Raw genomic sequence first — 14,996 nt, 5'->3', positions numbered from 1 at the left:
GTGTGCCGGTCACTTGTCCGCCACCGCGCGGAAGCCGGTGTGTCCCGAGCCGACGCGGTACAGCGCGCGCCCGTCCTCGGTCCCGAGGTACTCGGCACGGCCGCTGACGCGGTAGGCGGAGCCGGCGGCCACGGGCAGGGCGACGGTCGCGGTGACGTTGACGGGGATGTCGACCTCCGTGCTCACGCCGTGCCGGCCGCGGCGCCAGTCGACGGCGATCTCTCCGCGCTCCGTCCATTGGGTGCCGGATGCGTGGCTGACGCCCTTGTCGGCCGGTTCGATGCGGACTTCCGACGCTCCCGGCGCGGTGACCTGGATGCCGAGGACGCCTTCGAGGATCGCGGTGATCGCGCCGGCTCCCCAGCCGTGCGACATGCTCTCGCTGGAGGACTGGGAGACCTGGGCGCCGGTGCAGGAGGAGGTGGCGCAGCCGGGGGTCCACTGCTCCCACAGGAACGTGCCGCCCTCGGCCAGCACCTGCGCGGGGCCGTCCTGCGCGGGGTCGGTCAGGAGGTCGACCAGGGTGTCGGTGCGGCCGGTGAGCCGCAGGGCGTCCAGCAGGGTGCGCAGGGTCATCGGGCCCTGGCCCATGCCGAGCGCGGTGAGTTGTTCGCCGGCTGCCGGGTAGGTGGCGGGGTCGGCGACGCCGTAGGCGACGGGGAAGCTCTGCGCGTGCTGGCCGGAGTTGGAGAGTGCGGTACCGGTCTTGTCCAGGCCGTCGGACCAGGTGCCGGTGGCCGCGTCGAAGAGGTGGGTGCGCATCGCGGTGGTGAGGCGGTCGGCGCGCTGGTCGTAGGCGGTGCGCGTCTCGGTGTCCCCGAGGGCCTCGGCGGCGCGGGCGACGGTGCGCAGCGCGCTCACGCCGAGCGCGTTGACGACGGTACGGTCGGTGTTGCCGCTGGTGACGGTGGTGTAGCGCATGGGGGCGGGCCAGTCGGTGATGCCGTACTGGTAGGGGCCTGAGCCGCCGGGCAGGTTCGCCACCAGGCCGTTGGAGTCGACGGCGGCCCACACGTAGTCGGCGATGTCGCGCATCACCGGCAGGGCTTCTTCGAGGAGTTGGCGGTCGCCGGTGGTCCGGTAGTAGCGCCATACCCAGTCGGGGAACATCTCGGTGAAGTCGGGGATGTCCCGTTTGCCGTCGCCGTTGGGGTAGACGGCGTTCATGCCGCCGTTGCTCCAGAACCGCTGCTGCGAGTTCATGAAGGACACGATCGCCTGGCGGGTGAGGGCGCGCTCCCCGAAGGCGGCCATGGTGGCGTACGACTGGTTGACGGTATCGGCGAGGAACTGGCCCTTCTCCCGGGTCGGGGTGTCGAGGAAGACGTTCTGGGCGGACTGGATCGCCGAGTGCGCCATCAGGTCGAACACGTCGTCCAGGACGTCGTCGCTGCTGTCGAAGGCGGCGGTGTGCGGGGCCTGGGTGTGCTGGACGACGGCGGTGACGTCGGCGGCGGTCAGGTCCTCGCCGGGGTCGCTGATCTGCAGGTAGCGCCAGCCCCAGTAGGTGAAGGGGCGGGCGGTCTGCGCGCCGTCCTTCTCGGTGTAGTGGAAGCGCATGTCGCTGCCCTGGGTGTCCAGCGCGGAGGTGCCGGCGCGGGAGTTCTCCACCCAGCTGCCGCTCGCGTGGTCCGCGGTCAGCGCGGCGTCCAGCGTGACCGTGGTGCCCTGCACCGACCGCACGGTGCGGGTCTCGGGAGCGCCCGCGCCGTAGCCGGCCGCCGGGGCGTCGACGACGATCTCGTCACCGGCCCGCAGGTTCGACGTCCTGGCCAGGGTGACGGTGGTGTCACCGGCCGAAGCGGCGGCGGTCAGGGTGGAGTTGTTGCGGCGGTAGCTCGTGGTGAACGTCAACTGCCGCCCGGCAGTGCCTTCCGCCAGACGGACCGACGGCACCGCCGAGTAGACCTTGCCGAAGTCGGCGAAGACCGTGCCGTCGGCGAGCCGCTTCAGGGAGACGGGGTGCACGGTGGAGTAGGCCAGCTGGGCCTGGAGGGCCGACAGGTGAGTGAAGGCGCACGGGGAGGAGCCGCCAGAGTACGACGCGCAGGACGCGGGGGCGGGCCTGGGGTGGGCGCCGACGGCGGTCGCCGCGGGCCATCCGGTGTCGTCGTACCCGGCGGTGTCCCAGCCGGACAGCTCCGCCCGGGCGTCGTAGTACTCCACCCGGTCGCCGGAGTCGGCGTTGCGGTAGGTGAGGGTGTCGACGCGCTGGGCGTCGTAGCGGTGCACCTTCCAGGAGGTGTCCGACACCATGGTGTCCCGGCTGCCGTCGGCGTGGTCGACGACGACCTTGACCAGCAGTCCCGAGGGTCCTTCGGAACTGCCGGGCCCGTTCGCCCGGCCCTGGCACTTGCAGTCCCAGTAGTGGGTGACCACGCCGATCGGCAGTTCCTGGCCGGCCTTCACGCCGGTCAGGTCGGCCACGTCGTAGAAGCCCTCACCCGCGTACTCGTAGGAGGAACTGCGCTGCACCACGCGGCCGGCCACGTTCACCTGCCAGTCGCCCATGGCCGCGACGTAGACCCGAGCCCCGGTGACCTTGCTGCGGCCTGAGACGCGCATGACCTTGCGGGCCGCGGTCCACTCGTTGCTCGCGTCGTTGCCGCTGGCCGGCCTGCGGATCCACTGGGCGCCGGACCAGTCCCCGTCGCCGAGGCCGGTCGTGAACGAGGCGGGGCGCGCGTAGGGGGACACGGCGCCCTCGCGGTCCCAGGTCCGTACGGTCCAGCGGTACTTCGTGCCCGGTGCGAGGCCGGGGCCCGCGTAGGACACCCAGGACTGCTGCGAGCCGGACACCTTGCCGCTGTCCCACACCGCGCGCCCCCGGCTGTCGCGCACCACCACCTCGTAGGCGGACTGCACCTCGCCGGCGTCGGTGTCCCTCGGCAGCCAGCCGAACGGCGGGGTGCCGTCCACGGCCGACGGGTCCACCCGGTCGGCGACCGTGAGCTGCGCCGGCGCCTGGGGGTCGTGGTTGCGGCCGGACCGGGCGGCGGCGCCGGGCGGCGCCGCGGCGATCACCAGCCCTACGGCCAACGCGGCCACTGCGGAACGGGACATGAACGGCCACCGCGGTCTCATGCGAATTCTCCCCATCGAGAGGGCACGGGAAAGGCATGGGCAAAAGGGAAGCTATTTCCAGGCGTACGCATCAAAAGGCTCGCCGACGGCTCAAGACGGCGTTGAAACGTTCTAATGAGTGCTGCCGTGGACCCTATGAATGCGGTGACTTCGGTGTCAATGGGCGTGCACGGAAATTGATTTCAGGGGGTCCGGGTCCGGGCCGCGGGGGGCGCGGTCGACTCCCGCCAGACCACCCGGGTGATGAGCCCGCCGTCGTCCGGCTCGGCCTCCCCGCGCAGTACGGCCAGCAGCCGTCCCACGGCCCGCCTGCCGAGGCGCTCGTGGTCGACCGCGACGCTGGTGAGCGAGGGCATCATCGCCGCGCCGAGCGGGTTGTTGTCCCAGCCGGTGACGCTGAGGTCGCCCGGCACGCGCCAGCCGCGCTCCTGTGCTCCCCGGATGGCGCCGGTGGCCAGCAGGTCGTTCGCGGCGATCACCGCGGTGACCCCGCTGTCGGCGGGCAGGTCGAGGATGCTGCGGCGGGCGCGGTCGGGCAGCCAGTCGCAGTCCACGACGGCGTGCGACTCCAGCCCCAGCCGCGCGATCGTCTCCAGGTAGACCTGCCGGCGGGCCCGGGCGGAGGTGTGCGCGTAGTCGCCGGCCAGGTGCAGGAAGCGACGGTGGCCCTGCTCGGCCAGGTGCTCGATGATCTCCGCCGTCGTGGTCGCGTCGGCGAGTTCGCCGATGCTGCGCATCTGCTCGTCGTACTCGGCGCAGACCACGATCGGGGTGCTGCCCCGGGTGGACCGCTCGGAGAGGGCGGGCAGCGGCGTGAGGGCGAGGATGCCCTCGAAGACGCCGTAGTCGGCCAGTTCCAGGACGCGGCGCTCCCGGGACTCCATGGGGTCGCCGAGGATCACGACCTCCACGTCGTACCCGGCCTCCCGGGCCGCCGTGGTGGCCCCCGCGAACATCTCCAGCGAGCTGATCGCGGTGCCGGAGGGCATCAGGAGGGCGAGCCGGCCCGTCTTGCGGTTGCGCATGGCCCTGGCGGCCAGGTTGGGCCGGTAGTCGAGCTGGGCGATGGCCAGCCGGATGCGTTCGCGCAGCGCCTCGTTGATCGTGGCGTCGGACCGCAGGTAGCGCGAGACGGTCTGGTGCGACACCCCGGCGAGCCGGGCCACTTCCCTGATGGTCGGTCGCCGCGTCGACGCGCCCGCACTCACTCGTTCCCCCTGTGCCGTCGCAGCGTGTCCACGTGTGCCGACCGCGCCCTTCGCCGATGAGTCCCGGCCCGTGCTGACGCGGGCCCAGTGTGCCGAGGCTACCAAAGCTGTGGAGTCGCCCAGGAGGCACATGACCGATCACTCGGGGAGGACGGACCGCTGCGGCACCGCCGGTGGAGCGGTCAGGAAAACACCGTCGTACCAACCCATTGACGCTTGTTCGGGTGACCTCTATGGTCTCCCCCAAGCTCAAGTGACCGTTCACTTTCAGGCGTCGAAGAGGTGAGAGACACATGGAACGACGAGCTTCACCGGTCGGCACCGCCCGCCGGTGACACCGCCGGTCGCCCCGGCCGGAACTCCCCGGCGACGCGAACGGCGTTTTCTGAGCGAGCCGCTCATCCAGAATGCGCCGACCCGGCCGGCTCGCGGACCACGACAAGAATTCCGCGCATTTCGCGGCCTCTTCTTTTCCCGACGACTGGATGATTCCGTAACCGCGCCCGTCCGGTAATGGGATCGCTCTTGAGTCGACCCGCCTGGAATACGCGACACCATGGCGAACCAGTGGTTGACAGCACCGCGGGCGCTCCCCTTCACTGAGCGGACTCCCGGCCTCCGGCGAAGCCGCCCCGCCGGGCCGCGGTACCGGCCTGTGGAACAGCTCCCCGCGCTCACCAGCCGTCGGCCCACGTCCTCGTACCGCCATGGCCGCGGCCCCGCGCCGGCCATCGCGCCGCGTGAACTCCCCAGACACCGAAGGAGTTGTCCATGGGTTTCCGCACCGGTTCCCCCACTCTCGCGGAGACTTCGTCGGCATCACCGCCGCCGGGGGCTCGCTCGTCCTCCCCTGAGCCGCCGCGGCCGTCGCCCGGCGGCCGGCCCCGGCGGGGCGCCGCGGCGCGGAGCCACCGGCAGCACCTGGCTGGAGGCCCGGCGCGGAGCGTGGTCCGCGCCCCGGCGGACCTGTCCCGCGCGCACCCGCGGCGGGATGTGCGGCTGCGTCCGCGGCCTGCCGGACCGGCCGAGGCCGCGAGGGTGCCGGCAGCGTGACCCACGTACCCACGCGGGCGACCGGCCCGCTGAGCACCGTCCACGGGGCGGTGCGGACCGTACTCCCGGCCCGCACGGACGATCATCCACCCCGCTCAGCCGCAGAACCGACCGCGAAGGTACCGGATCGATGACCACTCACCGCCCGTGGCCCCTGCAGGTGCCGGGGATCGGATACGGAGGGGACTACAACCCCGAGCAATGGCCGCTGGACGTCCAGCTCGAGGACATCGAGCTGATGCGGGAGGCCGGTGTCAGCCTGCTCAGCGTGGCCGTCTTCTCCTGGGCCCAGCTGGAACGGCGGGAAGGTGTGCACACCTTCGAGTGGCTGGACGCCGTCCTGGACCGGCTGCACGGGGCGGGCATCCGGGTGGCGCTCGCCACGGCGACGGCCTCCCCGCCGCCGTGGCTCACCCGGCGGCACCCCGAGATCCTCCCCAGGACCGCCGACGGAACCGTCCTGCACCAGGGCGCACGGCAGTCCTACGCCGTCTCCTCACCGGTGTTCCGGCAGTACGCGCTGCGCATGACCCGTACGCTCGCCGAGCGCTACCGGGACCACCCGGCGCTCGCGCTGTGGCACGTGGACAACGAGCTGGGCTGTCACGTTCCGCACGATTACTCCGACGCGGCCGCGGACGCGTTCCGTAGCTGGCTCCACAAGCGCTACGGCACCGTCGAGGCGCTCAACGAGGCTTGGGGCACGGCCTTCTGGTCACAGCGCTACGACACGTTCGAGGAGATCCTCCCGCCGCTGACCGCCCCCACCTCCGTCAACCCCACCCAGCAGCTGGACTTCGCCCGGTTCTCCTCCGACGAGCAGCTCGCCCACTACCGGGCCCTGCGGGACGTGCTGCGCGAGGTCACCCCGCACGTCCCGACGACCACCAACTTCATGATGTCCACCGGCAACAAGTGGGTGGACTACTTCTCCTGGTCCGCCGACATGGACGTGGTCGCCAACGACCACTACCTGATCGCCGCCGATCCGGAAGCGCACCTGGAACTCTCGTTCTCCGCGGACCTCAGCCGCGGGGTCGCCGGGGGCGCCCCGTGGATGCTGATGGAGCACTCCACGTCCGCCGTCAACTGGCAGCCGCGCAACCGGTCCAAGAACCCGGGCGAGATGCTGCGCAACTCGCTGACCCATGTCGCCCGGGGTGCCGACGCGGTGATGTTCTTCCAGTGGCGGCAGTCGGCGTCCGGTTCGGAGAAGTACCACTCGGCGATGGTCCCGCACGCCGGCCGGGACACCGACGTGTTCCAGGACACCGTCGAACTGGGCCGCCGGCTGAAGGCGCTGGCGCCGGTCCGCGGCAGCCGGGTGCGCGCGGAGGTGGCGCTGGTCTTCGACTACCCGTCCTGGTGGGGCGCCGAGCTGGACTGCCACCCGACCGACGCCCTGCGCTACCAGAGGGAGGTGCAGCGCTGGTACCGGGCGCTGTGGCGGCGCGGGGTGACCGTGGACGTCGTCTGCCCGCAGGGCGACCTCAGCCGCTACCGCGCCCTCGTGGTGCCGACGCTGTACTGCGTCACGGACCAGGACGCGGCCCGGGTGGCCCAGGCGGCCCGGGCCGGTGCCTCGGTGCTGGTCACCTTCTTCAGCGGCATCGTCGACGAGTACGACCACGTGCGCCTGGGCGGCTACCCGGGCGCCTTCCGCGAGCTGCTCGGGGTGCGCACCGAGGAGTTCTGGGCGCTCCAGGAGAACGAGACGCACACCCTCGACGACGGGACGCACGCCGACCTGTGGAGTGAGAAGACCCGCCTGGAGGGCGCCGAGGCGGTCCGCACCTGGGCCGACGGGCCGCTCGCCGGACGGCCCGCGGTGACCCGCCGGGCGGTCGGTGACGGAGCGGCCTGGTACGTCGCCACCCGGCTGGACGCGCAGGGCACCGACCGGCTGGTCGGCGCGGTGCTCGACGAGGCGGGGGCCGGCCCCGAGGTGGCCGGGCTGCCGGCCGGGGTGGAGGCCGTCCGGCGCCACGGCGAGCACGGCGAACGCTTCCTGTTCCTCATGAACCACACCGGCGAGAGCGCCACGGTGGACGTCAGCGGTCACGAGCTGCTGCGCGGCGCCGATGTCACCGGCGGCCTGCTGCTGCCCCGCGGCGAGGTCGCCGTCGTCCGCGAGACCTGAACCCTCCCGCGTCTTCCCCGTCCCTTCCGTCTTCCCCGGCAGGCCGGACGAGCCTGCCCTCCCCGAAGGACTGAGAGCCGTGCACCTCCATCCAGCGCCGACCGGCACCGGCGCACCCCTGCCCGCCCCGCCCGCCCCGCCGCCGCGGCGCGGCGCCGCCCGGCAGGGAGGCGCCTCATGAGCATCGCGGAACTGCGCCGCGTCACCAAAGAGCGCGAGAAGGGACTGTCCCGCGCCGAGCGGCGGTCCGGTGAACGGGACAACAGGGCGGCGGCGTTCTTCCTGCTGCCCTGGCTGATCGGTCTGGTGGGACTCACCGCCGGTCCGATGCTGGTCTCGCTCTACCTCGCCTTCACCGACTACAACCTGCTCCAGGACGCCCACTTCACCGGCCTGGACAACATCACGCACATGGTGCACGACACCCGTCTGCACCAGTCCCTGAAGGTCACGTTCACCTACGTGGTGTTCGGGGTGCCCCTGCAACTCGCCGTCGCCCTGGGCCTGGCCCTGCTGCTGGACCGGGGGATGCGCGGCCTGACCTTCTACCGCTCCGCGCTGTACCTGCCGTCCCTGCTCGGCGGCAGTGTCGCCATCGCGGTGCTGTGGCGGATCATCTTCGGCGACGACGGCCTGGTCAACGATGTCCTCGGGGTGTTCGGCGTCGCCTCGCGCAGCTGGGTGGGCGACCCGAACACCGCTCTGGGCACCGTGATCCTGCTGCACGTGTGGACCTTCGGCTCCCCCATGGTGATCTTCCTGGCGGGGCTGCGGCAGATACCGCGCGAGTACTACGAGGCGGCGTCCACCGACGGTGCCTCCGCCTGGCGGCGGTTCCGTTCCATCACGCTGCCCCTGCTGACACCGATGATCTTCTTCAACCTGGTGCTCGGCATCATCGGCTCCTTCCAGTCCTTCACCCAGGCGTTCGTCGTCTCGGGCGGCACCGGCGGGCCGGCCGACTCGACCCTCTTCTACACGCTCTACCTGTATCAGGAGGGCTTCGGCTCCTTCCGCATGGGTTACGCCTCCGCGCTCGCCTGGCTGCTGCTGGTCATCGTGGCCGCGTTCACCGCCGTCAACTTCTGGGCTTCGAAGTACTGGGTGTTCTATGACGACTGACAACCTGACCCGCGACCTCGCGGTGACACCCGTCACCGCCGCCCCCGTGCGACGCCGCAGGCGGCTCCGCGCCTCCCCCGTGCTGCGGCACGTGCTGTTCATCGCCATGGTGGCCGTCGCGCTGTACCCCGTGCTGTGGATGGTGGTCAGCTCCCTGCGCCCGGACGGCTCGATCTTCACCGACTCCGGGCTGTGGCTGGACACCTTCGCCGCCGAGAACTACACCAACGGCTGGAACGCGCTGACCCACCCCTTCAGCACGTACCTGCTCAACTCGGCGGTCGTGGTGCTCGGCGCGGTCGTCGGCAACCTGCTCGCCTGCTCCATGACCGCCTACGCCTTCGCCCGGCTGAGCTTCCGCTTCAAGCGGACCGCGTTCGCCGTCATGCTCCTCACGATCATGCTGCCGATCCACGTGGTGATCGTGCCGCAGTACGTGCTCTTCGCCCAGCTCGGCTGGATCAACAGCTTCCTGCCGCTGATCGTGCCCAAGTTCCTCGCCACCGACGGCTTCTTCATCTTCCTGATGGTGCAGTTCATCCGCGGTCTGCCGCGCGAGCTGGACGAGGCGGCCCGGATCGACGGAGCCGGCCACCCGAGGATCTTCCTGCGCATCATCCTGCCGCTGATGACGCCGGCCCTGGCGACCGCCGCGATCTTCACCTTCATCTGGACCTGGGGCGACTTCTTCACCCAGCTGATCTTCCTGACCGACCCGGCCAAGTACACCGTGCCGGTCGCCCTGCGGTCGTTCGTCGACGCCCAGTCGGACTCGTCGTACGGGTCGCTGTTCGCCATGAGCGTCCTGTCGATCGTCCCCGTCCTGCTGGCCTTCACCTTCGGCCAGCGCTACCTCATCCGTGGCATCGCCACGACCGGCGGCAAGTGAGCGCGGCCCGCTCCCCGTACCGCACGAAGGGAAGAGACATGTTGTTCCAGCGCACCGGCCGTACGGTGGCGCGCAGCCTGATGGCGGGCGTCCTGGCCGTATGCGTCCTCACCGGCTGCGCCGTCGGCCGGGACACCGGCGCCGACCGGCTCAGCAACGGCGATGTCATGCTCCGCCTCGACTGGTGGGGCAGTGACGAACGGCAGCGGCTGACGGCCGAGGCCGTGAAGCTCTTCGAGCGGAAGTACCCCCGGATCGACGTCGAGCTCGAGTACTCCGACTGGACCGGCTACTGGGACCGGCTGGCCACCATGACCGCCGCGGGCAGCCCGCCGGACGTCATCCAGATGGACCAGCTGTACCTGTCCTCGTACGCGGACCGCGGCGCCCTGCTCGACCTGGACGGCTCCAAGTACCTGGACCGCACCCGGCTGTCCGCGAAGGTGCTCGACACCGGCCGCTACAAGACAACGCTCTACGCCGTCCCCAGCACGGTCACCGTGGCCGGGATCGCCGTGAACACCACGCTGCTCGACAAGCTCGGCCTCGATCTCCCCGACACCGACGACTGGACCTGGGACGAGTACGACGCCTTCGCCCAGGAGATCGCCCGCGCCTCCGGCGGCGAGATCGCCGGGACGATGCCGCTGGCCGGCCAGGCGGCCCTGGAGATCTACGCCCGGCAGTCCGGCGACCAGGTCTTCACCGCGGACGGCCGCGTCGGCCTGTCGGCGAAGACCCTCACCGCCTACTGGAACAGGGACGCGCGGCTGATCGAGTCCAAGGCCACGCTGAGCACCTCGCAGCTCGCCGACGCCGCCGCGCTCCCCCTGGACCAGTCGCCGCTGGCCACCGGCAAGACCGCGATGTCCCTGGTCTTCGCCAACCAGCTCGCCGCCTACGCCGAGGCCAGCGGCGGGAACCAGTTCGTCATGGTCGACTTCCCCACCGCCCCCGGCGCGTCCGCGAAGAGCCAGTACGTGAAGTCCTCCCAGTACTGGTCCGTCTCGGCCCAGACCCAGCACCCGGCGGAGGCCGCCCTGCTGGTGAACTTCCTCACCGGCGACGAGAAGGCCGCCAAGGTGCTCGGCGTCGAGCGCGGGCTGCCCGCCGTGCCCGCGCTGCGCGACGTGGTCCGCTCCGCCCTCGGCCGGGAGGACCGGGAGGCGGCGGACTTCGTGGAGTCGGTCGAGAACGGCCCGCTCGGTCCGCCTCCCGCCATCACACCCACCGGGGCCAGCGACTTCGAGACCGCGCTCACCCGGTACGGGCAGGAGGTCATGTTCGGCCAGCGGTCCGCCGCCGACGCCGCCGCGGCCTTCCTGAAGGAGACCGCGGACAAGATCTACTCGGCCGGGGGCTGACCGCCCCGTCTCCCGCACCACCGGACACCTTTCCCACCGCACCGTCCACCATGGAGTCACACATGCTCACGGGATCCGCCCCGTCCGCCCGCCCCGCAGACCGCAAGGACGAGGGGAGCGGCGAGAACGGCGAGAACGGCCCACGCCGCTATGCCGTGTACGGCACCGGCCACCGGGCCGCGATGTACGTCGACGCGATGCTGCAGGACTTCTCCGACGTCGCCGAACCCGTCGCCTGGTGCGACCCCAACGACACCCGCATGAGCCACTACACCGCCCAGGCCCGGGCGGCCGGACACACCCCGGTCCACTACCACCCCGACCAGCTGGCGACGATGCTCCGCGAGGAGCGGATCGACGTCCTCGTCGTCTGCTCCCCCGACCACACGCACGCCGCCGCCGTGAGCGCCGCCCTGCGCGCCGGTGTCGACGTCGTCTGCGAGAAGCCGCTGACCATCGACGAAGCGGGACTCGCCGCCATCGAGGCGGCGGCGGCCGGCTCGGGGGCGCGGCTCACGGTCACGTTCAACTACCGCTACTCACCGCGGAACTCGGCCCTCAAGCAGGTCATCGCGGACGGTGCGATCGGCAAGGTGCTCTCCGTCCACTTCGAGTGGCTCCTGGACACCGTGCACGGCGCCGACTACTTCCGCCGCTGGCACCGCGAGAAGGGCTCGTCCGGGGGACTCGCGGTACACAAGGCGACGCACCACTTCGACCTGGTCAACTGGTGGCTCGACGACGTACCCGAGACCGTCCACGCCCTGGGCGGCCTGCGGTTCTACGGCGACCGGGGCGCCGGCCGCCCGGCCGGACCGCGCCCGTCCCTGGGCCGGGACGCCGCGGCCGACGACCCCTACGGCTTCGACATGTCCGGCGACGACCGCCTGCGCGGCCTCTACCTGAACGCCGAGGCGGAGGACGGGTACCTGCGCGACCGTGACGTCTTCGACCCGGGCATCGACATCGAGGACACCCTCAGCGTCCTCGTCGGGTACCGGGGCGGCAGCTCCATGACCTACTCCCTGACCGCGCACAGCCCGTGGGAGGGCTACCGGGTCAGTGTCAACGGCTCCCGGGGGCGGGCCGAGCTGGAGGTGGTCGAGCGCGCCCACGTGGCGTCGGGAACGGCGTCGGACCTGCTGGCCTGGCGCACCGAGGCTCCCGACGGCACCCTTCCCGCCCCCGTCTCGCGCCCCGCCGTCGACCCGAGCGTCACCCCCGGCTCCGCCGGTACGGCCACCGGTGCCCGCACCGAGGGCAGCCGGCTCGTCGTCCAGCGGCACTGGGACGTCGCGCGGGAGGTTCCCATCGAGGAGGGCGAGGGCGGACACGGCGGCGGTGACGCCCTGCTGCTCGTGGACGTCTTCCGCCGTGCCGGCGAGGACCCGCTGCACCGGCGGGCCGGCTACGAGGACGGCCTGCGCAGCGTCGCCGTCGGGGTGGCCGTCAACGAGAGCCTGCGCACCGGCGGACCGGTGCGCACCTACGGCACCCGGGGTGGCCGGGGCTGACCGTCACAGCTCCCGGCCCCGCGGCGCACACGACACCGAGCGAGGTAGCCGCGCACGCATCTCGTACGACGTGGCCGAGCCGGCGTTCCGTCCTCGCCGGCACCGCCGCGCAGGCGGCCGGCGTCCGGTCCCCGTGGTGTCGCCAGCTACACCATGCATTCGGGAGCGTGCTCTCTCCTCCCGAAGCGCGCCGGACGGGATGGTGGGACCAGGCCGATGAAACACGGCCGCTGCCTGGACCCGACCCTAAGGACCCTCGTCATGGCCACGCCCGCCGCCCGCACCTCCCCCGCCCGGTTCCGCTTCTCCGACCTGCTGCTCTGGGTGCTCTTTGTCGGATGCCTGGGAGCGTCCCTGGGTTCGTCGGCCGTCCTGAGCGGCGGCCAGAAGGACCTGGCCACCTACGGCGGCTCGATCCTGGCTCTGATCACGGGTGGCCTGATCGCCCGGAAGCCGAGGATCAAGGCGTTCCTGTCCACCCGACCGGTCCTGTGGTTCCTCTTCCTGTTCAACGCCGGGGTGGCCACGTTCTGCGCGCTGTCTCTCGACGGCACGCAGGGCGTCGCGGCCGCGGTCGGCATGGGGCTGGTGTCCCTGAGTGCAATGGGTGGCCTCGTGCAGCAGCGCCGAGAGCGGTCCCGGGGCTGAGCCCTCACTCACCGGTATTCGGCACGAGCCAGGCCCGGATGCCGCGTTCGAGGGCATGGACGGAGCGGTGGGCGCCGCGCTTGGGTTTCTCCTGGGTCAGCTCGGCGAACCACCGCTCGACCAGGTTCGGCCAAGACGCGCTGGCGGGCATGGAGCGCGGCTGGAACCGGGGATGGGCAGCAGCCACTTCCAGGGCGCGAACAGGGTGGTGGTGCCGGCGCGGACGTAGTCGTGGCTGCGGCGTTCGGGGACGCCGGGCATCATCGGCAGGACCTCCAGCTCCCGCTCGAGGAAGCGGCGCCGCCACGTGCGGACCGTGTCCGGGATGATTGCCAGCAGGCGGCACAGGTCGGTGATCGAGTACCCCCGGCGCACTCCGGCACAGCCCGCTGGGCCTCAGTCACCGACCACGGCGGAATCCTCGGCCCCGGACGACTCACACCCGACCAACGGCGAATCTCCGACTCAGGTCACTAGGCCGGCGCTCCCGACGTGCTCCGGCTCAGCGTCGCCCCGGCGTCCACCTTGAGCTGAAGGCCGGTCACGTACCGGGACTCGTCCGAGGCCAGGAAGAGCACCGCGTTGCTGATGTCCGAAGGGTCGATGTACGAGATCGGCATGGGCTGCATGGTGCGGAACGCGGGCTCGACCTCGGCACGCGTCGGGTTCTCCAGATCGGGCCGGAAAATGCGGTACATGGGCTCGCTGTGCAGCATGTCCGTGTCGCAGTTGGTCGGGTGCACGGCGTTGATTCGGATGGAACGCTTCGCGAGTTGCCCGGCCAGGTCGTGGACGAACCGCGCGACTCCGCGTTTGGCGTGGGAGTACCCGGCACCACCGGGGCCGCCCTCGGGGCTGTCGGTGCCCCCCTCCATCAGCCCCGCGGCCGATCCCGTGCAGATGACGGACGCACCGGCGCCGAGGTGGGGGTAGGACGCCTCGACGGTGTTGATGACACCGACCAGGTCGACCGACACCGCGTCCAGGAACCCCTCCTCGGGCACGTCGGCGCCCAGCGGTGCGATCCCGGCGTTTGCCACGACGATGTCCAGCCGCCCGAGTTCGGCGACCCCCTCACTGACGGCGGCCAGGAGCTGGGACCGTTCGCGCACGTCGGCCCGGCGGGTGACGACGCGTCGGCCGGCCTTCTCGACGAGGCGGGCGGTCTCTGCCAGGTCGGCCTCCCGGGCCAGCGCGTAGTGGTTGGACCCGATGTCCTCGCAGAGGTCGACCGCGATGATGTCGGCTCCCTCCTCGGCCAGTCGGCGTGCGTGACTGCGGCCCTGCCCACGCGCCGCGCCTGTGATGAAAGCGACCTTGCCCTCGACTCGCCCGGTCATGCCGGTCCTCCTTCGTTCACGTCACTGCGATGGGGACAGGGCCTGCCGTTGCCTGCCGAACCTCTGGCCCGAGCGTGACAATAGCGCAAATTTCTTTAACTATATATACTCTTTCGCGGCTCGATCCGGAGCAGCACGCGGCCTACCTGAACGGGGAACTGATCGTCGACGCCTGGGCCGGCCAGACCGGCACGGGGCGGCCGGTCGACGCCGACACACTGTTCCCCGTCTTCTCCGTGACCAAGGCGGTCGTCGCGAGTCTCATCCACCTGTACGCGCAGCGCGGTCTGCTCGGCCTCGATACGCCCGGTGGCCGACGTCTGGCCGGAGTACTCGGCACACGCCAAGGGCGGCATCACCCTGGATCATGTGCTGAGCCACCGCTCCGGGGCGCCCACCATCGGGGCCGACACCGGGCTCGACGAACTGTGCGACCGGGACGCCATGGTCAGGCGGGTCGCCGCCCGGACGCCGGTCGCGGCTCCCGGCAGCCGCAACGCCTACAGCCCGTTCGCCTTCGGCTGGGTGCCCGGCGAGGCCGTCCGGCGCGTCGACGCGCAACGGGGACAGCGCCCCCGTACCGAACACGGACCGGCTGCTGGAGGAGGCCTCGCCCGCCCATCTGCCGTTCGGA

Annotated in this window: 9 protein-coding genes and 3 pseudogenes; 8 read left to right on the top strand and 4 right to left on the bottom strand. The window is 71.4% G+C overall.

The window, feature by feature from the left end:
* Positions 1 to 9 precede the first annotated feature (9 nt).
* Both AB0G32_RS13325 and AB0G32_RS13320 read right to left on the bottom strand, forming a co-directional pair.
* Positions 10 to 3,063 (bottom strand): alpha-L-rhamnosidase C-terminal domain-containing protein, encoded by a 3,054-nt coding sequence (locus AB0G32_RS13325; RefSeq protein WP_361162201.1) that lies wholly within the window; start codon positions 3,061 to 3,063, stop codon positions 10 to 12.
* A gap of 203 nt (positions 3,064 to 3,266) precedes the next feature.
* Positions 3,267 to 4,250: a LacI family DNA-binding transcriptional regulator gene (locus AB0G32_RS13320; RefSeq protein WP_361162199.1), complete on the bottom strand. Its 984-nt coding sequence runs from the start codon at positions 4,248 to 4,250 to the stop codon at positions 3,267 to 3,269.
* A gap of 1,225 nt (positions 4,251 to 5,475) precedes the next feature.
* Between AB0G32_RS13320 and AB0G32_RS13315 the strand changes: the two genes are divergently transcribed.
* From AB0G32_RS13315 to AB0G32_RS13290, 6 genes are all read left to right on the top strand, one after another.
* The gene (locus AB0G32_RS13315; RefSeq protein WP_361162196.1) at positions 5,476 to 7,485 is read left to right on the top strand and encodes a beta-galactosidase; all 2,010 of its coding nucleotides are present in this window, start codon (positions 5,476 to 5,478) and stop codon (positions 7,483 to 7,485) included.
* Between the two features lie 177 nt (positions 7,486 to 7,662).
* Positions 7,663 to 8,607: a sugar ABC transporter permease gene (locus AB0G32_RS13310; RefSeq protein WP_361162194.1), complete on the top strand. Its 945-nt coding sequence runs from the start codon at positions 7,663 to 7,665 to the stop codon at positions 8,605 to 8,607.
* On the top strand, positions 8,597 to 9,496 hold the full coding sequence (locus tag AB0G32_RS13305; RefSeq protein ID WP_361162192.1) for a carbohydrate ABC transporter permease: 900 nt from the start codon (positions 8,597 to 8,599) through the stop codon (positions 9,494 to 9,496). The genes AB0G32_RS13310 and AB0G32_RS13305 overlap by 11 nt, the downstream gene beginning before the upstream one ends.
* Positions 9,497 to 9,534: 38 nt before the next feature.
* Positions 9,535 to 10,860 carry an extracellular solute-binding protein gene (locus AB0G32_RS13300; RefSeq protein WP_361162190.1) on the top strand — a complete coding sequence of 442 codons (1,326 nt, stop codon included), beginning with the start codon at positions 9,535 to 9,537 and terminating at the stop codon, positions 10,858 to 10,860.
* A gap of 62 nt (positions 10,861 to 10,922) precedes the next feature.
* Complete coding sequence (locus AB0G32_RS13295) at positions 10,923 to 12,374, top strand: Gfo/Idh/MocA family oxidoreductase (protein ID WP_361162188.1); 1,452 nt, start codon at positions 10,923 to 10,925, stop codon at positions 12,372 to 12,374.
* A gap of 261 nt (positions 12,375 to 12,635) precedes the next feature.
* Positions 12,636 to 13,022 carry a hypothetical protein gene (locus tag AB0G32_RS13290; protein ID WP_361162186.1) on the top strand — a complete coding sequence of 129 codons (387 nt, stop codon included), beginning with the start codon at positions 12,636 to 12,638 and terminating at the stop codon, positions 13,020 to 13,022.
* Positions 13,023 to 13,095: 73 nt separating this feature from the next.
* Here the strand turns inward: AB0G32_RS13290 and AB0G32_RS13285 are convergent.
* A pseudogene (locus AB0G32_RS13285) lies at positions 13,096 to 13,295 on the bottom strand (IS630 family transposase); the annotation flags it as partial.
* Positions 13,296 to 13,495: 200 nt separating this feature from the next.
* Positions 13,496 to 14,362 (bottom strand): mycofactocin-coupled SDR family oxidoreductase, encoded by an 867-nt coding sequence (locus AB0G32_RS13280; protein ID WP_361162184.1) that lies wholly within the window; start codon positions 14,360 to 14,362, stop codon positions 13,496 to 13,498.
* Positions 14,363 to 14,391: 29 nt separating this feature from the next.
* Between AB0G32_RS13280 and AB0G32_RS13275 the strand changes: the two are divergent.
* A pseudogene (locus AB0G32_RS13275) lies at positions 14,392 to 14,658 on the top strand (serine hydrolase domain-containing protein); the annotation flags it as partial.
* 13 nt (positions 14,659 to 14,671) lie between these two features.
* Positions 14,672 to 14,911 (top strand): annotated as a pseudogene (locus AB0G32_RS13270) (serine hydrolase domain-containing protein); the annotation flags it as partial.
* Positions 14,912 to 14,996: the final 85 nt, after the last annotated feature.

This window comes from Streptomyces sp. NPDC023723, from assembly GCF_040639815.1.
Taxonomy (GTDB): Bacteria; Actinomycetota; Actinomycetes; order Streptomycetales; family Streptomycetaceae; genus Streptomyces.
Note: the sequence above shows the minus strand (reverse complement) of the source record. Positions and strands in the feature narration are given on the sequence as shown.